The 21,072-nt window shown below is 61.9% G+C and carries 18 protein-coding genes; 8 read left to right on the top strand and 10 right to left on the bottom strand.

Translation table 11 applies throughout. The features are described from left to right. The first annotated feature begins 20 nt into the window (after positions 1-20). The 3 genes from ade to Q1A34_RS09365 all read left to right on the top strand — a co-directional run bounded on the left by ade (position 21) and on the right by Q1A34_RS09365 (position 3,714). Positions 21-1,823, top strand: coding sequence for an adenine deaminase (gene ade / locus Q1A34_RS09375; protein WP_300033317.1), 1,803 nt, complete (start codon positions 21-23; stop codon positions 1,821-1,823). Next, on the top strand, positions 1,820-3,283 hold the full coding sequence (locus tag Q1A34_RS09370; protein ID WP_300033315.1) for an AMP nucleosidase: 1,464 nt from the start codon (positions 1,820-1,822) through the stop codon (positions 3,281-3,283). The genes ade and Q1A34_RS09370 overlap by 4 nt, the downstream gene beginning before the upstream one ends. 140 nt (positions 3,284-3,423) lie before the next feature. Next, the gene (locus tag Q1A34_RS09365; protein WP_300033313.1) at positions 3,424-3,714 is read left to right on the top strand and encodes an HU family DNA-binding protein; all 291 of its coding nucleotides are present in this window, start codon (positions 3,424-3,426) and stop codon (positions 3,712-3,714) included. 172 nt (positions 3,715-3,886) lie between these two features. Here Q1A34_RS09365 and Q1A34_RS09360 read toward each other — a convergent pair whose 3' ends face one another. Then, positions 3,887-4,513: a LysE family translocator gene (locus Q1A34_RS09360; RefSeq protein ID WP_300033311.1), complete on the bottom strand. Its 627-nt coding sequence runs from the start codon at positions 4,511-4,513 to the stop codon at positions 3,887-3,889. A 129-nt stretch (positions 4,514-4,642) separates the two neighbouring features. Here Q1A34_RS09360 and Q1A34_RS09355 point away from each other — a divergent pair, with 129 nt between their 5' ends. Together Q1A34_RS09355 and Q1A34_RS09350 are read left to right on the top strand one after the other, a co-directional pair. After that, positions 4,643-5,512, top strand: coding sequence for a DMT family transporter (locus tag Q1A34_RS09355; RefSeq protein ID WP_300033309.1), 870 nt, complete (start codon positions 4,643-4,645; stop codon positions 5,510-5,512). Positions 5,513-5,575: 63 nt separating this feature from the next. Then, positions 5,576-6,559 (top strand): GlxA family transcriptional regulator, encoded by a 984-nt coding sequence (locus Q1A34_RS09350; RefSeq protein ID WP_300033307.1) that lies wholly within the window; start codon positions 5,576-5,578, stop codon positions 6,557-6,559. 3 nt (positions 6,560-6,562) lie between these two features. Here Q1A34_RS09350 and Q1A34_RS09345 read toward each other — a convergent pair whose 3' ends face one another. After that, the gene (locus Q1A34_RS09345) at positions 6,563-7,192 is read right to left on the bottom strand and encodes a class I SAM-dependent methyltransferase (RefSeq protein ID WP_300033305.1); all 630 of its coding nucleotides are present in this window, start codon (positions 7,190-7,192) and stop codon (positions 6,563-6,565) included. 31 nt (positions 7,193-7,223) lie between these two features. Beyond that, positions 7,224-7,751: a glutathione peroxidase gene (locus Q1A34_RS09340; protein ID WP_300033304.1), complete on the bottom strand. Its 528-nt coding sequence runs from the start codon at positions 7,749-7,751 to the stop codon at positions 7,224-7,226. 134 nt (positions 7,752-7,885) lie between these two features. Here Q1A34_RS09340 and msrB point away from each other — a divergent pair, with 134 nt between their 5' ends. The 3 genes from msrB (at position 7,886) to Q1A34_RS09325 (ending at position 11,004) form a co-directional block, all read left to right on the top strand. Then, positions 7,886-8,335: a peptide-methionine (R)-S-oxide reductase MsrB gene (msrB, locus tag Q1A34_RS09335; RefSeq protein ID WP_300033302.1), complete on the top strand. Its 450-nt coding sequence runs from the start codon at positions 7,886-7,888 to the stop codon at positions 8,333-8,335. Beyond that, on the top strand, positions 8,332-8,844 hold the full coding sequence (gene msrA, locus Q1A34_RS09330) for a peptide-methionine (S)-S-oxide reductase MsrA (protein ID WP_300033300.1): 513 nt from the start codon (positions 8,332-8,334) through the stop codon (positions 8,842-8,844). The genes msrB and msrA overlap by 4 nt, the downstream gene beginning before the upstream one ends. Positions 8,845-8,937: 93 nt before the next feature. Continuing rightward, a complete protein-coding gene (locus tag Q1A34_RS09325; protein ID WP_300033298.1) occupies positions 8,938-11,004 on the top strand; it encodes a PAS domain S-box protein in 2,067 nt (688 codons plus the stop codon). Here Q1A34_RS09325 and Q1A34_RS09320 read toward each other — a convergent pair. From Q1A34_RS09320 to Q1A34_RS09290, 7 genes are all read right to left on the bottom strand, one after another. Then, positions 10,977-13,016, bottom strand: coding sequence for a hydantoinase/oxoprolinase family protein (locus Q1A34_RS09320; RefSeq protein WP_300033297.1), 2,040 nt, complete (start codon positions 13,014-13,016; stop codon positions 10,977-10,979). The genes Q1A34_RS09325 and Q1A34_RS09320 overlap by 28 nt on opposite strands. A gap of 63 nt (positions 13,017-13,079) precedes the next feature. Next, entirely contained in the window at positions 13,080-14,114 is a 1,035-nt protein-coding gene (queG, locus tag Q1A34_RS09315) for a tRNA epoxyqueuosine(34) reductase QueG (RefSeq protein ID WP_300033296.1), read from the bottom strand. A 63-nt stretch (positions 14,115-14,177) separates the two neighbouring features. After that, positions 14,178-14,843 (bottom strand): glutathione S-transferase family protein, encoded by a 666-nt coding sequence (locus tag Q1A34_RS09310; protein ID WP_300033295.1) that lies wholly within the window; start codon positions 14,841-14,843, stop codon positions 14,178-14,180. A gap of 56 nt (positions 14,844-14,899) precedes the next feature. Further along, positions 14,900-15,628, bottom strand: coding sequence for a monofunctional biosynthetic peptidoglycan transglycosylase (gene mtgA, locus Q1A34_RS09305; protein WP_300033293.1), 729 nt, complete (start codon positions 15,626-15,628; stop codon positions 14,900-14,902). 43 nt (positions 15,629-15,671) lie between these two features. Then, entirely contained in the window at positions 15,672-20,204 is a 4,533-nt protein-coding gene (gltB, locus tag Q1A34_RS09300; protein ID WP_300033292.1) for a glutamate synthase large subunit, read from the bottom strand. Next, entirely contained in the window at positions 20,201-20,638 is a 438-nt protein-coding gene (locus Q1A34_RS09295; protein WP_300033291.1) for a GFA family protein, read from the bottom strand. The genes gltB and Q1A34_RS09295 overlap by 4 nt, the downstream gene beginning before the upstream one ends. Further along, complete coding sequence (locus Q1A34_RS09290; protein WP_300033290.1) at positions 20,635-21,066, bottom strand: GFA family protein; 432 nt, start codon at positions 21,064-21,066, stop codon at positions 20,635-20,637. The genes Q1A34_RS09295 and Q1A34_RS09290 overlap by 4 nt, the downstream gene beginning before the upstream one ends. Positions 21,067-21,072 lie beyond the last annotated feature (6 nt).

Raw genomic sequence — 21,072 nt, 5'->3', positions numbered from 1 at the left:
AACCCGTGGCAATCAGGGCCATGACGCATGTTACTTTTCCTTCCTGGCCCGACAGCGCATCCCAACTCATCGACGTTGCAACAGGCAGAACCCCGGCTGACACGATCATCAAAGGGGGCGTCTGGGTCAATGTCCACACGCGCGAAATTCTCGAAAACCACGATATTGCCATCGCTGCAGGCCGTATTGCCTGTGTCGTGCCGGATGCCGGGTACTGCACCGGCCCGCAGACAAGGATCATCGAGGCCCTTGGCCGCTATATGATCCCCGGGCTCTGCGACGGGCATATGCACATCGAAAGCGGTATGCTGACCCCTGCGGAGTTTGCACGCGCCGTCATCCCGCATGGCACCACCAGCATGTTCACCGATCCGCATGAGATCGCGAATGTGCTGGGCCTTGAAGGCGTGCGCATGATGCATGACGAAGCCCTTCTGCAGCCGGTCAATATCTTTACGCAAATGCCCTCCTGCGCGCCCTCGGCTCCGGGTATGGAAACCACCGGCTATGAGATCACGCCCGAAGATGTCGCCGAGGCGATGACATGGCCAGGCATCATCGGGCTGGGCGAGATGATGAATTTTCCGGGCGTCTCGAACGCGGACCCGAAAATGCTGGCAGAAATGGCCGCCACCCGGAACGCGGGCAAAACAGTTGGCGGGCACTATGCCTCGCCGGATCTTGGCCCTGCCTTTGCGGGCTATGTGGCGGGGGGGCCGGCGGATGATCACGAAGGCACCTGCGAGGCGGATGCCGTCGCCCGGATGCGCCAGGGCATGCGGTCCATGATCCGGCTGGGCTCTGCCTGGTATGACGTGGAGAGCCAGATCACAGCGATCACTGAAAAAGGGCTGGACCCCCGGAACATGATCCTGTGCACAGATGACTGCCATTCCGGTACGCTGGTGAACGACGGCCATATGAACCGTGTCCTGCGGCACGCCATCGACTGCGGGTGCGATCCGCTGGTGGCGCTGCAGATGGCGACGATCAACACCGCCACCCATTTCGGACTGGAGCGGGAAGTCGGCTCGCTGACGCCGGGGCGCCGGGCTGATGTGATCCTGACCTCTGATCTGAAATCCCTGCCCATTGACCTGGTGATGGCACGGGGTCAGGTCGTCGCGGAAAACGGGGAATGTCTGGTGGACTGCCCGCATTACGACTGGCCCGCACATGCGCGCCAGACGGTACGGATGGGCAAAAAGCTGGCCGCCGATGACTTCGCCATTCCGGCAGCCCCCGGTGCCAATGCCGTCACCGCCAATGTGATCGGCGTGGTGGAAAACCAGGCCCCGACCCGCGCACTGAAATTTGAGCTGCCGGTGACAGAGGGGCGCGTCCAGGCCACGGGCGAGGTCTGCCAGATCGCGCTGGTCGAGCGTCACCGCGCCACCGGACAGGTCACCAACGCTTTCGTCTCGGGCTTCGGCTACGAGGGGCCCATGGCGATGGCTTCGACTGTGGCCCATGACAGCCACCATATGATCGTCGTCGGCACAGACGCGGATAATATGGCACTGGCGGCAAACCGGCTGGGCGAGGTCGGTGGCGGTATCGTCATTTTCAAAGACGGCGCGGAACTGGCCCTGGTTGACCTGCCCATCGCCGGTCTGATGTCTGACAGCCCCGCGGCCGAGGTTGCCGAAAAGGCCGAGGCCATGATGCAGGCCATGCGCGATTGTGGCTGCACCCTGAACAACGCCTACATGCAGCACTCGCTGCTGGCCCTCGTGGTCATTCCTGAACTGCGCATTTCTGACCTTGGACTGGTCGATGTGCGCACCTTTGAATTTATTCCAGTAACAGAGCCCGTATCATGACAGAACTCCTCACCCCGGCAGCACCGGCTGCCGAAGAATTCCTCGACGCAAAGGCCGCTGTGGCCCGGCTGGAGGAGTTATACACCCAGGCCACAGAATTCCTTTGCAGCCATTTTGTCAGCGCCATGGAAAAGGGGGCGCCTGAAACCCGTGTGCGCGCCTATTACCCCCAGGTTGCCTTCAGCACTTCCAGCTATGCTCAGGTGGACACCCGCCTGAGCTTTGGCCATGTCTCGACCCCCGGCAGCTATGCAGCAACGATCACCCGCCCGGATCTCTTCCGGGCCTACCTGACCCAGCAGATTGACCTTCTGATCTGTAATCACGGACAGCCGGTGATCATCGGCCCCTCCCACACACCGATCCCGGTGCATTTCGCCGTGGCCAGTGACCCGTCCATTACGGTGCCCCAGGAAGGTGCCGCAGATTTCACTCTGCGCGATATCTTTGACGTGCCCGATCTTGCGACAACCAATGATGACATTGTGAACGGCACATACCAATCCGCCGACGGCATCAGCCCGCTCGCCCCCTTTACGGCGCAGCGGGTGGATTATTCGCTGGCACGGCTGTCACACTATACGGCGACGGATGCGGATCATTTCCAGAATCACATACTGTTCACGAACTACCAGTTCTATGTCTCGGAGTTTGAGGCCTATGCCCGTACGCAGCTGGATGATCCCGCCTCCGGCTATACGGCCTTTGTCTCGACCGGCAATGCCATCATCACCAGTGGGGACGAAACACTGGCAGCCGCCGACAAGGTGCCGCAGATGCCCACCTATCACCTGAAACGCGCGGATGGTTCCGGCATCACGCTCGTCAACATCGGTGTGGGCCCGTCGAATGCCAAAACCGCCACGGACCACATTGCCGTGCTGCGTCCCCATGCCTGGCTGATGGTCGGGCACTGTGCCGGGCTGCGCAACAGCCAGGCGCTGGGGGATTTTGTCCTGGCGCATGCCTACCTGCGCGAGGATCACGTGCTGGATGACGATCTGCCGGTCTGGGTGCCGATCCCCGCGCTGGCCGAAATCCAGATCGCCCTGGAACAGGCGGTGGCCCAGGTAACCGCCCTCGAAGGGTATGAGCTGAAACGCATCATGCGCACCGGCACCGTGGCCACAATCGACAACCGCAACTGGGAGTTGCGCGATCAGTCAGGTCCGGTGCAGCGCCTCAGCCAGTCGCGCGCCGTGGCGCTCGATATGGAAAGTGCGACCATCGCCGCCAACGGCTACCGGTTCCGGGTGCCATACGGCACGCTGCTCTGTGTCTCGGACAAGCCTTTGCACGGTGAACTGAAGCTGCCGGGAATGGCTTCAGACTTCTATAAAACACAGGTTGCGCGCCATCTGATGATCGGAATCCGGGCCATGGAAAGGTTGCGCACCATGCCGCTGGAGCGTATCCACAGCCGGAAATTGCGCTCGTTTGAGGAAACAGCCTTCCTCTGACACCGGATTTCCCCGGAAAACGGCGAAAATCATGATGTTTTTCGTTAATTTTCTCTACTAATCGTTGTGTTCGCACACAACATGCGGCTAGGTTTCCCGCATGAGGCCCAACTGTTCGGGCAGCGAAGGAGAAAAACAAAATGGCTACGAAACCAATGACGAAAACCCAACTCGTCGCCGCACTGGCCGAGGAAATGGGCACAGACAAGAAATCCGCAGGCGCAGCACTTGATTCTGTCTGCAACCTGATCACCCGTGAAGTGTCCGGCGGCGGTGCCGTGACCCTGCCCGGCGTTGGCAAAATCTACTGCCGCGAACGCCCCGAGCGTATGGTCCGCAACCCTGCCACAGGTGAGCAGTTCAAGAAAGAAGCCGACAAGGTGGTCAAGATGACCATTGCCAAAGCGCTGAAAGACAGCGTGAACGGCTGAGGCTCGCGCCTTACAGGTTCCAAAGGGTCGCCCGCGGGCGGCCCTTTTTTGTGGGTCCGGGCCACCGGGTGCATTTCTCAGGTCCCGGGCCAGCGCGCGGTAATCCGATGCGCGCTCAATCCGCAGTCACACTTTCAGGGACGGGAACAGCCATACAACAGGTCCGCGCGACCTACCGCTCCGCCATCAGCAGACGCAGTGCCAGGCCCGCAAACACCGCGCCCGCCACCCTGTTCAGCACAATCTGCGCACGCGGGCTGGACCGCAGCCATCCGCCCAGAAAGCCCGCCGTCCAGGCCACCGCCCCAAAGATGACCAGTGCGCAGAGGCCAAAGACCGCGCCAAAGACAAAGATCTGCGCCGTGACCGGGCCGCGCCCGGGGTCTGCAAACTGCGGAAGAAAGGCGAGGAAAAAAATTGCCACCTTGGGATTGGTCAGGTTCATGATCACCCCACGGGCGTAAAGCCGCCCCGCCGGCAACTGTGCCGGTGAGCCGTCCTGTAAATCCGCGGCACCTGCCCGCAGGGACTTCCATGCCAGCCACAGAAGATACCCCGCACCGGCAAGTTTGAGCAGCGTAAACGCTGCCTGCGAGGTCTGGAAAATCACCGCAACCCCAAGCGCAACAAGAACCGTATGAACCAGAACCCCGGTGACCAGCCCCAGGGTGACCATCAGCCCCGCAAAGCGGCCGCCCAGGGCCGCCTGTGTCAGCACAAATATATTGTCCGGCCCCGGCGCCAGGGCCAGAGCCGTCGAGGCCGCAATAAATACAAACAGAACATCAGCTGGGATCATGGGTTTCTCCGTCTTGTTCCCGGATGAACGCCCGTCCGGCACCGATGTCAAGCAGCCAGCGCACCTTGCAGCCCTGCGCGATTTCCCCGATGGTCGCGGCAGACAACCGCAGGGCAAGACAACAGGCATATGGACATCCGCGCAATTCTCATGGGGCTGGCCTTTGCTGTTATGTGGTCCTCGGCCTTCACCTCGGCGCGGATCATTGTGGCTGATGCCTCGCCGATGGCGGCGCTGACCCTGCGCTATGCCATTTCGGGTCTGCTGGGCGTGGGAAGCGCGCTGGCACTGGGACAGTCCTGGCGGCTGACGCGCGCGCAGTGGCGGGCGACCATCGTATTCGGCATCCTCCAGAACGCAGTCTATCTGGGCCTGAATTTCGTGGCGATGCAGACGATCCAGGCCTCTGTCGCCGCCATTATTGCCTCGACCATGCCGCTGCTGGTGGCGCTGGCGGGCTGGATGTTTCTGGGCGAACGCCTGCGCCTGCTGGGCATTGCAGGGCTTGTTGCCGGTGTGGCGGGCGTCAGCCTGATCATGGGCGCACGGATCGACGGCGGGGTTGATATCACCGGGCTTGTGCTGTGCGGGATCGCCGTCGTTGCCCTGACCATTGCCACCCTGTCGGTGCGCGGCGCGACATCGGGGGGCAACTTTCTGATGATCGTGGGGCTGCAGATGCTGGTTGGCTGTCTCGCCTGCGGGCTGGCCACCCTGCTCTTCGAGACACCGCGGCTCAATCCCAGCTGGCTGCTGGCTGCGGCCTTTGCCTACACCACGCTGGTGCCCGGCCTTGCAGCGACCTTCGTCTGGTTCTGGCTGGTGAACCGCATCGGGGCGACCCGCGCGGCCACTTTCCACTTTCTCAACCCGTTTTTCGGGGTCGCCATTGCCGCCGTTCTGCTGTCTGAACCGCTGGGCGGGCGGGACGTGCTGGGGGTAGTAATCATTGCTCTGGGCATTCTGGCCGTGCAGATTTCGCGACAGCGGGTGTCGTAAACGCGGTTTTGAGCAGCGGGCAAAGGCGCTAACCTGTCACGAACCAGTTCCGGATCCGGCCCGATGACAGACGCGCCCCCAGTCAGACCCTATGCCTTCCTGCTGATCCCCGGGTTTTCGCAGCTTGGCTTTTCCTGTGCACTCGAAGCACTCAGTCTGGCGAACAGATATCCGTCCGGCGGTCCATTCTACAGCTGGCGCGTTCTGTCGGAAACGGGTGCGCCGGTGCTGGCCTATAACGGGGTGTCTGTGGGGGTCGATGGCGCTCTGACAGAACTGAACCGCGACGAGACCATCGTTGTATGCGCAGGCGAGGACGTGGGCCGGCACACCACAAAAAAGATGCTCAGCTGGCTGCGGCGCGAGGTCCGGCGCGGCATGGATTTCGGCGCGCTGTCTTCGGGCACCTATGTTCTGGCGCTGGCCGGACTGGTGGCGGGTAAACGGGTGACAACCCACTGGGAGTACCGCTCTGCCCTCACCGAGGTTCTTCCCGATGTCATCATGGAAGACAGCATCTTTTCGGTAGACGGGCGTGTGTTTACCAGTGCGGGCGGTGCGGCCTCGATGGACATGATGCTCGACCGGATCCGCCGGGATCACGGCTCTGATCTGGCGACCTGGGTGGCTGATCAGATGGTCTATACCGATCCGCGGCTGCCGGATCACGCCCAGCGGATGGCGCTCCAGCCCCGCACCCGCGTGCGCAACGCCAAACTGGCGCTGGCCCTGCAGATCATGGAAAACAACATCGAAGACCCGATGACGCCCGAGGAGATATCAACACTCGTCGGGCTCTCCACCCGCCAGCTGGAGCGTCTCTTTGCCCGCTACGTGGGCAATTCTCCCAAACGCTATTACCTGCGGCTGCGGCTGGAAAAAGCGCGCGATCTGCTGCGCCAGACGGACTTTTCCGTGACGGATGTCTGTGTGGCCTGCGGGTTCCGCTCGCTGTCGCATTTTTCAAAAAGCTACCGGGCGGCCTATGGCATCAGCCCCGGCCTCGAAGGGGGCAGCGCCCCGCTGATGTGGCGCGACGACGGCTGAAGGTTACGTTTTGCGGAACACCACGAGCAACCCCTCATCGTCCTTATGCGCCCCCTCTGCACCGGGCCCGTAAATCGGCAGGCTGACGGTGGAAAACCCGGCAATCCGGTCTCCAAAACTCTTGAACTTTGCGGCAAACCCCCGCGCCTCGAAATGCTCCGTTTTCACCGTCAGCACAAAGAGCGCGCCCGGGGCCGCCACCCGCATCAACTCGTCCAGCGCTTCGGGGCCCACATGGCCGTGGGTAAATGTGCCCGAACTGACGACCCCGTTGTATTCGCCATCGGGCAGCGGCAGCTTTTGCGTCAGATCGGCAACGATATGGTTCCGGTAAAGCTTTTTGGAGGCGGCCACCGCCAGCATCTCCTGTGACAGATCCAGCGCGTCCATCTCAATCGCGCCGCCTGCCTGCATGGCTTCGGCCACCAGCCCTGTGCCCGCGCCGGCATCCAGCACCGGTCCCTGCCCTCCCTGCGCGCTGAACAGGCGCGCCACATGCCCGGGCATCAGGAACTCCATCGCTCTCGCAAAGCTCTGGTCATAGGTTTCCGCCCACCGCGCATACAGCGCCAGGTTGTCGCCGGGCGTCTCCAGCGCATAGGCGGTTTCCAGATCGGGGTCGTCTGCTGTCATCACGCTCTCCTGTGTGACGGCAGTCTGACAGTCAGGAGCCGTCCAGCAAAGCCTCAATCGCACCGGTGATTTCGCGCGACTGTGGCCTGACGGGCGCGCCCCAGGTGCCCGCAACCGCACCATCAGGGCCGATCAGCACCTTGTTGAAATTCCAGCGCGGCACAAAGCCGGTCTCCTCGCGGACCTCGCGGTAAAACGGATGCGCCTGGCGGCCCCGCACGCGGGTGATATCAGCCATCGGCAGATCAATGGCGAAATTCAGCTCGCAGAATTCTTTGACCTCTTCGGCGCTGTCCAGCTCCTGGCTGAAATCATCGGACGGCACTGCAATCACCACCAGACCCTCCTCGCGGAACCGATCATAAAGGGCCTGCAAACCGTCATACTGGCCGGTATAGCCGCATTGCGAGGCGGTGTTCACCACCAGCACCGGCTGTCCGGCCCAGTCGGCGGTGTCCAGCGTGCCCCCATCGATAGAGGCAAAGGTATGTGTGCCGATCCCTGCACAGGCGGATCCGGCAGACAACAGCGCGGCAAGGGCAATACCAGGGGTTTTCACAGGTCTCTCCTCCGGGGTTGGAACACTATATAGGGCGGGTTCACACGCAGACACGTGATCAGAGGTCGCAGAGTTTCCTCTTTTCATCGGCGCGCGCGACCTTATCTTTCAGATCAAAGGAAAAGGAGCATCTCATGCCCAGTTATGAAAAAACCGAAGAGGCCATCCGAAAGCTGTCTGTGGAAGAGTTCCGCGTGACCCAGCAGAACGGGACCGAGCGTCCCGGCACCGGCAAACTTCTGAAAAACAAAGAGCCTGGCATCTATGTGGACATCGTCTCCGGCGAGCCGCTGTTTGCCTCTGCGGACAAATATGAAAGCGGCTGCGGCTGGCCCAGCTTTACCAAACCGATCGAGCCTGCCCATGTGCAGGAGCTGAGCGACACAACGCTCGGCATGGTACGCACAGAGGTCCGCTCCACCCACGGCGACAGCCATCTTGGGCATGTCTTCCCCGATGGTCCGCGCGACAGGGGCGGTCTGCGCTATTGCATCAACTCGGCCAGCCTGCGGTTTGTGCACCGCGACGACATGGTTGCCGAAGGCTACGGCGATTACATTGATCAGGTGGAGGATGTGGCATGAGCCATGAACGCGCAGTACTGGCGGGCGGTTGTTTCTGGGGCATGCAGGATCTGATCCGCAAACGCCCCGGCGTCATTGCAACCCGCGTGGGCTATACCGGCGGTGACGTGCCCAATGCCACCTACCGCAATCACGGCACCCACGCCGAAGGGATCGAGGTCATCTTTGATCCCGCGATCCTGTCCTTTCGCGATCTGCTGGCGCTGTTTTTTCAGATCCACGATCCCACAACACTGAACCGCCAGGGCAACGACATCGGGCTCAGCTATCGCTCGGCCATCTACTATGTCGATGACACCCAGAAGGAGGTGGCGCTGGAGACGGTTGCGGATGTAGAGGCCTCGGGCCTCTGGCCCGGCAAAGTTGTGACCGAAGTTGAGGCTGCAGGCCCTTTCTGGGAGGCAGAACCCGAGCATCAGGACTATCTGGAACGCATCCCCAACGGCTACACCTGTCACTTTCCCCGCGCCGACTGGGTGCTGCCGAAACGCACGGCAGAAGTGGGCTGATACGATCCTGTTACGGACCGGGAAACTGGTCCGTAATAAAGAAGATTTTAAGTTCCTGTCCGGTAAACAGCCTGAAACCATCAGGAGATGTTCATGAGACTGTTCGGACGCAGGAATACCCATGAAGACACTTCCGCACCGGTGGCAGATGCCATTCTGGATGCGCTCAGTACCAATCACGGCTTGGTCTGGTTTGACCGTGACGGCAACATCACGCGGGCAAATGAAAAATTTTGCGAAATTATGGAATACAAAATCGAGGATGTGATCGGGATCAGTCACGATCAGCTGGTCGACCTCTCCAAACCCGAAGCGCAGGACGACACAGCCTTTGAGGACGCGTTGCAGCGCGGCACCTCTGCGACGAGTATTCTGGCGCGGAAAACGGGCTCGGGCAAATCGCTCTGGATCTCGGCGACATATCTGCCGCTGCGCGAAAAGGATCATAACGGCAGCTGCATGGTCAAAATCTGCCGCGACGTAACAGAGCGCGAATGCGCTGCGCGCCACTACCGCAGCCAGTACGATGCCATCTCGCGCGAGCAGTCCAAGATCCTCTTTGATACAGAAGGCAATATTCTGGAAGCAAATGATCGTTTCCTCGAAATGACCGGATACTCCCGCGAAGAGGTGGTGGGCAAAACGCAGAAAATGTTCCTGCACGAGGATTTTTCCGGAACAGAAAAACACGAGGAATACTGGCAGAATGTCCTGTCAGGCAAGTTGAAGTCGGGCGTATTCAAGCGGTTCGGCCGGGATAACCGGCCGATGTGGCTGCAAGCTGTCTATTCCCCGGTTCTGGATGTAAACGGCGTGCAAACAGGTGTTCTGAAAATTGCGACCGACGTCACCGAGCGCGAAGAGGCCTCTGATCAGGTCAAAGCCATTGCGCGCGTGCAGGCAGTTATCGAATTCACCATGGATGGTGTTATCCGCGGCGCCAATGATCTCTTTCTCAATGCCATGGGCTATACCGCCGAAGAGATTGTCGGCAAACACCACAGCATCTTTATGCCCGATGGAGAGGCCGACGATCCCGAGTACAAAAAACACTGGGAAGTTTTGCGCTCAGGCAATTTTCACACCGGACAATACCGGCGCAAACACAAGGACGGCTCTGACGTCTGGATTGATGCAACCTATAACCCGGTGTTCGGACCAATGGGCGAACCGGTCAAGGTCGTGAAGTTCGCCTCTGATATCACCCCGCGCATTCACGCGGTGGCAGAGCTGCGCAAGGGGCTGGAAGAACTGGCCGCAGGTAACCTGAGCGTCACACTCGACGAGCCACTGGCGCCGGAATATGAACAGCTGCGTCTGGACTTCAACACCACTCAACAGCGCCTGAGGCAGCTCGTCAGCAGCGTTGTGGCCGCCACCGAGGAAATCGGAACCGGCGTGACCGAAATGTCCAATGCGTCCGACAGCCTGAGCAAACGCACCGAAAGTCAGGCGGCCGCGCTGGAGGAAACTGCGGCCGCAATCGCCCAGATGTCGGCTTCTGTCAAATCTACCTCTGACACTGCGCAGAACACCGCCTCTGTGGTCCAGAAGGCGAAAACCCGCGCCGGCAGCGGCACAAGCATCATGGCGGAGGCACGCTCTGCGATGGATGCAATTTCCGAAAGCTCCTCGGAAATCTCAAGCATCACCTCGGTTATCGATGATATCGCGTTCCAGACAAATCTGCTGGCGCTCAACGCCGGGGTCGAGGCCGCACGCGCGGGCGAAGCAGGGCGCGGTTTCGCGGTTGTCGCCTCTGAGGTCAGAGCCCTGGCACAGCGCTCGTCCGAGGCCGCAACGCAGATTGCCGGGTTGATTTCTACCTCGTCCGGTCAGGTCAGCCAGGGCGTCGATCTGGTGTCCAAAACCGGCGAAGCGCTGTCCGAAATCGAAAAATACGTGGCCGAAGTCTCGGATATGGTCGGCAATATGGCCTCTGCCGCTGCCGAACAGTCCGGCGGTCTGTCAGAGATCACAACCGCCATCAGCGACCTGGACAGTGTGACCCAGAAAAACGCGGCCATGTTCGAGGAAACAAATGCCGCCACGCAGCTGCTGGTCGGCGAGGTCTCTTCGCTGGGGCAACTGACGTCATCGTTCCAGACTGGCGATGACAGCGCAGACAGGGCTCAGCCCCCGACGCGGCTCGCCTCCTGACGGGCCGCCGGTGACGCCACGCCAGGCCGGCCGGTCGCCTCCACGGTGACCGTGGCCTCGACAAAAACGCTGCGGCCCTCGACCGACGCGGTTTTCACGTCCTGAAACACCTGAGTATGGGTGTCTGCGGCACCGGCGCGCTGCGCCTTTTCAACGGCGCGCGCGCTCAGGGTGGCCTCCAGCGCGGCAAGCGCTGCGGTCTGATCGGTAAAATCGCGTGGCCCGCCTGCATCATGCACCCGGAAAAGCCCCTCGCCCGCCGCACTCACCGTCCCGGTCTCGCGCATCCTGATCCGCCCAACGACCGCGCCGATGGCATTGGCCACGTCACCGTGCCGGGGCAACACCATTTCGGTTCCAACCAACGTACCCACCGCCGGATAATATGCTGCCGCCGACGCGCCCAGCCCAATAACCGGCAGGTTCAGCCCCGTATCCAGCCGGACCATATTCCGGTGGCCCCGCAACCCCTTCTGCATCAGAACATGCCGCGCCATGGCTTCCGGCTCTGCCGCCAGCGCACCGCCCTCTTCTGCAAAACCCGCCTCCAACAGCGCAATACCCGTCTGTGCGGTCAGCTGCCCGATGACCATCTGCGCCATGTCCTGCGCGGATGCCGCAAAAACAGAGCCCGAACCGGCCCGCCGCCGTGCCAGCAGCTGCATCGCCTTTTCCGCCGCAGACCCGTCCCAGGCGTCCAGCCCCCCCACCACATGGCTCGCATCCGACGGCGTTGGCCCGGCCAGCTGCACCAGCCCGCGCCCCACCAGCCGCCGCAGCACCTCATGCTCAATGCGCATCCGGATCACCGACCCCAGCGGTTGAATCTCCGGCCCGATCCGCTCCAGCAAATCCGTCTCGCGGCTGCCCAGCCCTTCGGTGTTCTGGCCTTCGACCGCGCGAATAAACCGGGCATCAAACTCTCCGGGCACCGCGCTGCGCAGCTGCTGGTCCAGGCTGGAATGCACAACCTCCGGCGCGATCCGGGCCGCCAGCGAGACCGGCAAAACGCGCCGCGGCCCCAAAAAGACACCCCCCTGCAACCCCTCGCTCTGCAGCGTAATCTCACTGTCGCCGCCAAGGCCAGTGGTGCGCATGGCCACAGCCTCGACCATCGTGCGGTAGCTGCCGACCCGGGCCCCCGCCGGATCAATGGCGGGCTGGCCCTGCCGCAACAATGCGATATCGGTGGTCGTCCCGCCAATGTCGCTGACCATCGCATCCGTCGCGCCGGTCAGCCAGCGCGCGCCTACAATCGATGCCGCCGGACCGCTCAGAATGGTCTCAATCGGTTTTTCCCGGGCCTGGGCGGCCGAGATCAGCGCCCCGTCCCCCCGCACGACCATCATCGGCGCGGTGATGCCAATCTCGGACAGCACTGTTTCCGCCCGCCCGATCAGCCCCTCGATCATCCCGATGAGCCGCGCGTTCAGCAAGGCCGTCAGCGCCCGTTTCGGCCCGTTCAGCTTTGCAGACAGCTGGTGCGACGCTGAAACAGGCCGCCCGGTCCGCTCCCGGATCAGAGCCACAGCACGCTGCTCATGCGCCGGATTGCGGGTCGCAAACCGGGACGCCACGGCAAACCCGCTGACATGCGGGCCCTGCGCCTTCACAAACGCCCCAAGTGCATCCTCATCCAGCGCCACGGTTTCAGATCCGGCGTGATCGTGACCCCCTGCACAGATCAGCACCGGATCGCCCCGCAGCGCGTCCCGCAGACCATGGGCGTCCAGATCCTGTTTGGCAAAACCGATAAACACCAGGGCCGCGCGTCCGCCCTGGCCTTCAACCAATGCGTTCGTGGCCAATGTCGTCGACAGCGACGCCATCGCAATGTCACCCGGCGCAACGCTGGCTGCCGCAAGAACCTCACGCACGGCGCCACCAACTCCGATGGCCAGATCCCCGCGGGTTGTCAGTGCCTTGGCCGAGGCCAGCACACTCTGATCCTCTCCGATCAGAACCGCATCGGTATAGGTGCCACCGGTATCAACCCCGAGCAAAACCGCCATATCGTTACTCCTGTTTCCGGCGAAGCTTTAACGTCCCGCGACCCGTTTTCCCGTCAGAACACGTCAGCCGTCGTTCAATTGCGTCACCGCCCAGCGCGCCGCATCCGCGACCGCCCGATCGGGATCATCACAAAGACCCTGCGCTGCAGGCAACAGGGCTTTCTCGCCCGAATTTCCAATGGCATACAGAACATTGCGCACAAACCTGTCCCGGCCAATGCGCTTGACCGCCGAGCCGGAAAACCGCTGCCGGAACGCCGCATCCGACAGAGCCGCCAGGTCTGACAGTTCCGGCGCGCGCAACCCGCCATCTCCCAGCAGACGCATGTCACGGGCGGCAACCGCAAATTTGTTCCAGGGACAGACCGCCAGACAATCGTCACAGCCGTAAATACGGTTGCCCATGGCCGCGCGCAGATCCTCAGGCACCGGCCCTTTGTGCTCGATGGTCAGATAGGAAATGCACCGCCGCGCATCCAGCCTGTAAGGCGCAGGAAAAGCATCCGTCGGACAGATGTCCAGACAGGCACGACAGCTCCCGCAGTGATCTTCTTCCGCAGGGTCCGGCACCAGCTCCAGCGTCGTGAAAACAGCGCCCAGAAACGCCCAGTTGCCCCAGTCACGGCTGACAAGGTTGGTGTGTTTGCCCTGCCACCCCAGACCCGCTGCCGCTGCCAGCGCCTTTTCCGGAACAGGGGCCGTATCCACAAAAACCTTAACCTCACAGCCGGTTTCCGCAACCATCCAGCGCGCCAGACGTTTCAGCCTCTTTTTGACAACGTCGTGATAATCACGCCCCTGGGCATAGACGGAAACCGCCCCCCGATCGGGCATATCGAGCACCGCCAGCGGGTCATGTTCCGGCGTGTAACTCTCTGCAAGCATCACAACGCTTCGCGCATCAGGCCAGAGCACCGCGGGACTGCCCCGCCAGTGCACGCGCTCGGCCATCCAGGACATCTGACCATGATACCCCGCCTCCAGAAAAGCAGCCAGCCGTTCAGGTACCTGCGGCACAGCGTCAGGCTGGCAGACACCGGCAGAGGTAAACCCTTCGGCCACCGCCTGCGCCAGGATCCGTTCTTTCAACCCGGACATGGCATCGTCTGGCCGTAAGTATCCCCGGGGGTCCGGGGGCAGGCAGCCCCCGGCGCGATGATCTCAGAAATCCAGATCATTATAGTGACGCGGTGGCGGAAACCCGGGCACCTGGTCTGCAAGAATGGATCGGAACGCGGGGCGGGACTTGATCTTGGCGTACCAGTCCCGCACCACCTCCGAGCGGTTCCAGTCCACATCCGAGATATAATCCAGCGCACTCATATGGGCCGCCGCCGCGAAATCCGCCAGGGTCATCACATCACCCGCCAGCCAGCGGCGGTGGTCCAGCAGCCAGGTCATATAGTCGAGGTGATACTTGATCGCTCTGGCACCCGCCTTGACGTTGCCGCTGTCAGGGTACCCCTGCCCCATGACCTTTTTATTGACCCGCTCATAGAGCAGCTTTGACGTGACCTCATGGTGGAACTTGTCGTCAAACCAGCCCACCAGACGGCGTACTTCCTGCCGCGCAACAGGGTCTTTGGGCATCAGGGCAGGATCAGGACGCGTCTCTTCGACGTACTCACAGATCGCAGCGCTTTCGGCCATCATGATGCCGTCGATGCGCAGCACGGGCACTTTACCGGCAGGATTGCGGCGCATGAAATCCGCATCCTGCTCCCAGTATTTTTCCTCAACCAGCTCCACCTCGATCTTTTTCTCGGCAAGGCTGAGCCGGACCTTGCGGCAGAACGGAGAAAGGGGGACGTGAAACAGTCGCGCCATGCGGATATCCCGGAGTTCAGAAGTTCCCTCCTCAATGCCCGGTTGATCGCCTGGTTTCAACTCTCGAAACAGTCTGAACGCCCGTCTTTGCCAATTGTCGCCGCCCCGGACAGGATGGCGCGGGTGCGTTTACGCACAAAATCCGACGGGCGCGACGCCGAACGCCCCTTGGGGTCGGGCAGGATGGCTGCCAGCCGTGCGGCCTGCAGATCCGTCAACTGCGCCGGGCTCACGCCAAAATAATGCTGTGCAGCAGCTTTCACGCCAAAAACGCCCGTGTCGAACTCTGCCACGTTCAGATAAACCTCGATGATCCGCCGCTTGGACCACATCAGTTCCAGCAGCGGCGTCATCAGCGCCTCCAGCGCCTTGCGGGTGTAATTGCGGCCATGCCACAGGTAGACGTTCTTCACGGTCTGCTGGCTGATGGTCGAGGCACCCCGGGTGCCGCCCTCCTCGATCGCAGTGCGGATCGCCGCGACGTCGAACCCCCAGTGCAGGCAGAAATTCGCATCCTCTGCCGCGACAACGGCCCGGGCCATCACCGGGGCGACCGCATCAACCGGCACCCAGTCGTATTCCACACCACCCAGCCGGCGGCTTTCTGCAAACATATAAGGCGTGCTCCAGGGGTTGATCACCACCCCAAGGCCGACGCCCGCCAGAACCAGCACCACAAGGGCCAGAACCCCGCGCAGGACCCAACGGCGCAGCGTGCGCAGAAAAAGCTGCGGCGCCGATACCTGTTTCTTTTTGCGTGAACGCGTCGTCTTACGTTTTGCCATGGCCCGGGTATAGGCGGGCCATGGCAGCTTGTGAACCGCGCTGTTACTCGGCGGGCACAGCCGTTTTCTCAATGCCCAGCGGAGCGGGCAGATGCTCCAGCATCTCTTTCGGACAGATCTGCAGGAAATGGTGCTTTTCGCTGTCCCAGTGCTGCAGAATATCGGCCACACGACGGCTGCCGGTTTCCTCCAGATGCATCTCCAGCAGCTCTTCCAGCTCGCTCAGCCAGTGATCGACCGTCACGGGACAGGTCACCAGCGTTTCCATGTTCATCAGCAGCGGTGCCTTGCCTTCGGGATCATAAAGATAGGCCATGCCACCGGTCATCCCCGCGCCGAAATTGGCACCGATATCGCCCAGGATCACCGCGACACCGCCGGTCATATATTCACACCCGTTGGAGCCACAGCCTTCGATCACGACCTTTGCGCCCGAATTCCGCACGGCAAAACGTTCGCCCGCGCGACCGGCGGCAAAAAGATACCCGTCCGTCGCCCCATAAAGCACCGTATTGCCGATGATGGTGTTTTCGGCAGCCACAATGGGCGATGCCATCGGCGGGCGCACAACGATCATGCCCCCCGACAGGCCCTTGCCCACATAGTCGTTGGCGTCACCGGACACTTCCAGTTTCAGACCCGGGGCGGCAAAGGCCCCCAGCGACTGACCGGCAGAGCCCGACAGCTTCACCGTCAGGTGATCCGGCTGCAGCGTGTTGCGCATGCCGAACCGTTTGACGATATGGCTCGACGTGCGCGTGCCCACCGTCCGGTGCGTGTTCTGCACCGCATAGCTGAGCTGCATCTTTTCGCCCTCTTCCAGGAACCGTCTGCCGTCGCGCACAATCTGGCTGTCCAGCGTATCGGGCACTGCGTTGCGGTCCTTGTCGCGGTTATACACAATGTCTGCCGCGCCATCGACGGTGATCAGCAGCGGATTGAGATCCAGATCATCCAGATGCGCCGATCCCCGGCTGACCTGGGTCAGCAGATCCGCACGCCCGATCACGTCATCCAGGCTGCGCGCCCCGATCCCGGCCAGAATTTCGCGGACTTCGGTGGCGTAAAAGGTGATCAGGTTTACGACCTTGTCCGCATTGCCGGTGAACTTTTCGCGTAAGGATTCGTCCTGGGTACAGACCCCAACCGGGCAGGTGTTCGACTGGCACTGGCGCACCATGATACAGCCCATCGCGATCAGGGCGGCAGTGCCGATACCGTATTCCTCGGCCCCCAGCATCGCGGCCATGACAATGTCCCGGCCTGTACGCAGACCACCGTCCGTACGCAGGGTGACCCGTTCACGCAGGTTGTTCATCGACAGAACCTGGTGCGCTTCGGTCAGCCCCATTTCCCAGGGCAGGCCCGCGTATTTGATCGATGTGGCGGGCGATGCACCCGTGCCGCCGTTGTGGCCGGAAATCAGGATGATATCCGCCTTGGCCTTGGCCACACCTGCCGCAATCGTGCCAACACCGGAGGAGGCCACGAGTTTCACCGTCACCTTACAGCGCGGGTTGATCTGCTTGAGGTCATAGATCAGCTGCGCCAGGTCCTCGATGGAATAGATATCGTGGTGCGGCGGCGGCGAGATCAGCGTCACCCCCTTGGTCGAATGGCGCAGCCGGGCGATCAGGTCGGTGACCTTCATGCCAGGCAGCTGGCCGCCCTCACCGGGTTTCGCCCCCTGGGCCACTTTGATCTCCAGCTCTTCGCACTGGTTGAGGTATTCCGCCGTGACGCCAAAGCGGCCCGAGGCAACCTGTTTGATCTTGGCCGACGGGTTGTCGCCGTTTGCTTCCGGGACAAAATGTGCCGGGTCCTCGCCGCCCTCGCCGCTGTCCGATTTTGCGCCGATGCGGTTCATGGCCACGTTCAGGGTTTTGTGGGCCTCAGGGCTCAGCGCGCCCAGGCTCATGCCCGGCGTGACAAAACGCTTCCGTATGGACGTGATGCTTTCCACTTCCTCAATCGGGACCGGGTTGCCCATGGGTTTGATGTCCAGCAGATCACGCAGATGGATCGGCGGATTGCTCTGCATCTTGGCCGAATACTGCTTCCACATCTCGTAAGAGGCGCGGTTACAGGCCATCTGCATCATATGCATCGACGTGGCTTCCCAGGCGTGGGTCTCGCCGGATTTGCGCGCTTTATAGAACCCGCCGATGGGCAGCACGCTGGATACTTCGGCCCAGCCTTTGGCATGTACTTCCTCGGCCTTGCGCTGAATACCGCTGACGCCAATGCCGGAAATACGGCTGGTCATGCCGGGGAAATATTCCGCACACATCGCCCGGGAGAGGCCCACGGCCTCAAAGTTCAGACCACCCCGATAGGAGGAAATGACCGAAATGCCCATCTTGGCCATGATCTTGAGCAGACCCTGGTCAATTGCATTGCGATAGCGCGCCACAGCAGTGGTCAGGTTCACATCCAGCAGGCCGCGCTCGATGCGGTCCGCCAGGCTGTCCTCGGCCAGATAGGCGTTGACGGTCGTCGCCCCGCAACCGATCAGCACGGCAAAGTAATGCGGGTCCACACATTCCGCCGACCGCACGTTGAGCGAGGTAAAGGTCCGCAGCCCCTTGCGCGTCAGATGGCTGTGCACCGCGCTGGTGGCCAGGATCATCGGCATGGCCACCAGGCCCTCGCCGCTCTGCTGGTCGGTCAGCACCAGATGTCCCGCGCCTGAGCGCACCGCATCCTCTGCCTCGCGGCGGATGCGCTCCAGACCCTTGCTCAGGTTTCCGGTGCCCGGCTCAAAGCTGCAGTCGATCTGCACCAGGTCTGCGTTGAAATGCTCGGTCAGCGCCTGGAACTGGGCATTGCCGACAAAGGGGCTGTCCAGCGTCAGAATCTCGGTCTGGCTGCTGTCCTCGTCGAGCACGTTTTTCAGGTTGCCGAACCGGGTCTTGAGGCTCATCACGCGGAATTCACGCAGGGAATCGATCGGCGGGTTGGTCACCTGGCTGAAATTCTGGCGAAAGAAGTGGCTCAGCGGGCGGTATTTACCCGACAGAACGGCCGAGGGCGTGTCATCGCCCATCGAGGCCAGCGCCTCCTTGGCGTCTTCGGCCATGGGGGCCAGGATCTGCTCCAGCTCTTCGATGGAATAGCCCGCCGCAACCTGACGGCGGCGCAGCGCATCCCCGGTAAAAATCGCCTTTTCGGTGATCCCGCCCAGCTGGCTGTCCAGGTCCTTGATCTTGCCCACCCAGTCGCCAAAAGGCTGGCTGGCCGCAAGCCTGTTCTTGATGGCCGTGTCGTGGAACAGACCGCCCTCTTTCATATCCACCGCCAGCAGCTGACCCGGGCCCAGCGCGCCCTTTTCGACCACGCGGGCCTCGTCCAGCGGCACCATGCCGGTCTCGGACCCGGCGATCAGCATATTGTCGTTGGTCACCACATAGCGCATCGGGCGCAGACCGTTGCGGTCCAGCCCCGCGCAGACCCAGCGCCCGTCCGTCATGGCCAGCGCCGCCGGACCGTCCCAGGGCTCCATCACCGAGTTGCAGTAGGAATACATGTCCCGCCAGGTCTGCGGCAGTTCGACGGCCTGTTTCGACCAGCTTTCCGGCACCAGCATGGTCTTGGCCATCGGCGCATTACGCCCTGCGCGCACCAGCACCTCGAACACCGCATCCAGCGCCGCACTGTCGGAGGATCCCGCAGGGACAATCGGTTTGATGTCCTCTGCCATCTCGCCAAAGGCACCCGACGCCATGCGGATCTCGTGGCTCTTCATCCAGTTCAGGTTGCCGCGCAGCGTGTTGATCTCGCCGTTATGGGCCAGCATCCGGAACGGCTGCGCCAGCCACCACTGGGGGAACGTGTTGGTGGAATAGCGCTGGTGATAAATCGCAAAGGCACTCTCGAACCGTTCGTCCATCAGATCAGGGTAGAACTCGGCGACCTGTTCGGCCAGCATCATCCCCTTGTAGATGATCGACCGGCAGGACATCGACGCAATATAGAGCGTCGGCACCTGGGCTGCCAAAGCCGCCTTTTCGATGCGGCGGCGGATCACATAAAGCTCGCGCTCAAAGGTGTCTTCGTCCACGCCCTTGGTGTTGGAAATCAGGATCTGCTCGATCTCGGGCCGCGTCGCATTGGCCTTTTCGCCCAGACAGGAGATATCCACGGGCACGTGCCGCCAGCCATAGATATAGTAGCCCATGCGCAGCACTTCGGTCTCGACGATGGTCCGGCAGGTTTCCTGCGCGCCGAAATCCGTGCGCGGCAGAAACACCTGACCCACCGCGATCAGCTCGTCCTCGCGCGGGGAGTGACCGGTGCGGCGCACCTGATCGTAAAAGAATTCCACCGGGATCTGCACGTGAATGCCCGCACCGTCGCCGGTCTTGCCATCCGCATCCACAGCGCCACGGTGCCAGATCGCCTTCAGCGCTTTGATGCCGTTCTCGACCACGCTGCGGCTCTTTTTGCCGTCGATGGAAACCACCAGACCCACCCCGCAGGAAGAATGCTCCTCACCTTCGGAATAAAGGCCGTGCTCTGCCATAAAGGCCCGTTTTGTCTCTTCCTGCGCGACCCAGGCTTCATCATATACGGTCATGTGGCATCTCCCTGCACAGATTTGTTCTTTGATTCATAGACGGCGCGCGTGGCGGTCGGGTGATCACCCGACAACTGAACCGACGCCATCGCCTGGTCGACATAGACTTCCGAGCGCAGCGGCGCGCTCAGAACAGCATCAAAAAGCCCCGGCATCAGCTCGTAGCTGTCAGCGTCGCCATCGGTGTTGCGCATCCACAGATGCGACCCGCAACGGGGGCAAAAGGCGCGCTCCGAAAAGGCCGAGGAGGTATATTGCGCAACCTCACCCGTGACGGTCACGCCCTCTGCCGCCGCCTCGAAACACAAAAACAGCCCGCCGGACCAGCGCTGGCACATACGGCAGTGGCAGGCCCCCGGGCGCGGGTCGTGAAACCCCTCGACCGTGATGCGCACGGCACCACACAGGCATTGCCCTTCCAGACGGTCGGTCATGCACCGTCCTCCCCGTCTGAAAACAGCGCGATGGTCTCTGCGGTGCTCAGGCGGCGGTGCGCGCCCTCAAACCGGTAGCCACCCGGGCACTGATCAGCGAAATATTCCAGCTTGAGCGTTGCCCCCGCCGCATTGTCAAACAGCCCTGCCGCCGGGTGGCGCATGCCGTCATGCACCGTGCCGTACCACAGGGTCGATCCGCAGGTGCCGCAAAATCCGCGCTCCGCCCAGTCAGACGAGGCAAAGCTCTGCGCCGGACCCGCGACCTCCAGCGTGCCGGGCACAGTGTCCACCGAAATAAAAACGCTGCTGGTGTGGCGGCGGCACATGTCACAGTGACAGGCCTGCAGGCGCGGGTTTTCGGACTGAACCGTCACCGTGACAGCGCCGCACAGGCACTGGCCTTTCAGGGTTTGCGTCTGAACCATTTTGGC

This window comes from uncultured Roseobacter sp., from assembly GCF_947491795.1.
In the GTDB taxonomy this organism is placed as follows: Bacteria; Pseudomonadota; Alphaproteobacteria; order Rhodobacterales; family Rhodobacteraceae; genus Roseobacter.
Note: the sequence above shows the minus strand (reverse complement) of the source record. Positions and strands in the feature narration are given on the sequence as shown.

Coding starts and splice junctions, on each gene's coding strand:
- ade (WP_300033317.1), top strand. CDS start 21: ATGACGCATGTTACTTTTCCTTCCTGGCCCGACAGCGCATCCCAACTC.
- Q1A34_RS09370 (WP_300033315.1), top strand. CDS start 1,820: ATGACAGAACTCCTCACCCCGGCAGCACCGGCTGCCGAAGAATTCCTC.
- Q1A34_RS09365 (WP_300033313.1), top strand. CDS start 3,424: ATGGCTACGAAACCAATGACGAAAACCCAACTCGTCGCCGCACTGGCC.
- Q1A34_RS09360 (WP_300033311.1), bottom strand. CDS start 4,513: ATGATCCCAGCTGATGTTCTGTTTGTATTTATTGCGGCCTCGACGGCT.
- Q1A34_RS09355 (WP_300033309.1), top strand. CDS start 4,643: ATGGACATCCGCGCAATTCTCATGGGGCTGGCCTTTGCTGTTATGTGG.
- Q1A34_RS09350 (WP_300033307.1), top strand. CDS start 5,576: ATGACAGACGCGCCCCCAGTCAGACCCTATGCCTTCCTGCTGATCCCC.
- Q1A34_RS09345 (WP_300033305.1), bottom strand. CDS start 7,192: ATGACAGCAGACGACCCCGATCTGGAAACCGCCTATGCGCTGGAGACG.
- msrB (WP_300033302.1), top strand. CDS start 7,886: ATGCCCAGTTATGAAAAAACCGAAGAGGCCATCCGAAAGCTGTCTGTG.
- msrA (WP_300033300.1), top strand. CDS start 8,332: ATGAGCCATGAACGCGCAGTACTGGCGGGCGGTTGTTTCTGGGGCATG.
- Q1A34_RS09325 (WP_300033298.1), top strand. CDS start 8,938: ATGAGACTGTTCGGACGCAGGAATACCCATGAAGACACTTCCGCACCG.
- Q1A34_RS09320 (WP_300033297.1), bottom strand. CDS start 13,016: ATGGCGGTTTTGCTCGGGGTTGATACCGGTGGCACCTATACCGATGCG.
- queG (WP_300033296.1), bottom strand. CDS start 14,114: ATGTCCGGGTTGAAAGAACGGATCCTGGCGCAGGCGGTGGCCGAAGGG.
- Q1A34_RS09310 (WP_300033295.1), bottom strand. CDS start 14,843: ATGGCGCGACTGTTTCACGTCCCCCTTTCTCCGTTCTGCCGCAAGGTC.
- mtgA (WP_300033293.1), bottom strand. CDS start 15,628: ATGGCAAAACGTAAGACGACGCGTTCACGCAAAAAGAAACAGGTATCG.
- gltB (WP_300033292.1), bottom strand. CDS start 20,204: ATGACCGTATATGATGAAGCCTGGGTCGCGCAGGAAGAGACAAAACGG.
- Q1A34_RS09295 (WP_300033291.1), bottom strand. CDS start 20,638: ATGACCGACCGTCTGGAAGGGCAATGCCTGTGTGGTGCCGTGCGCATC.
- Q1A34_RS09290 (WP_300033290.1), bottom strand. CDS start 21,066: ATGGTTCAGACGCAAACCCTGAAAGGCCAGTGCCTGTGCGGCGCTGTC.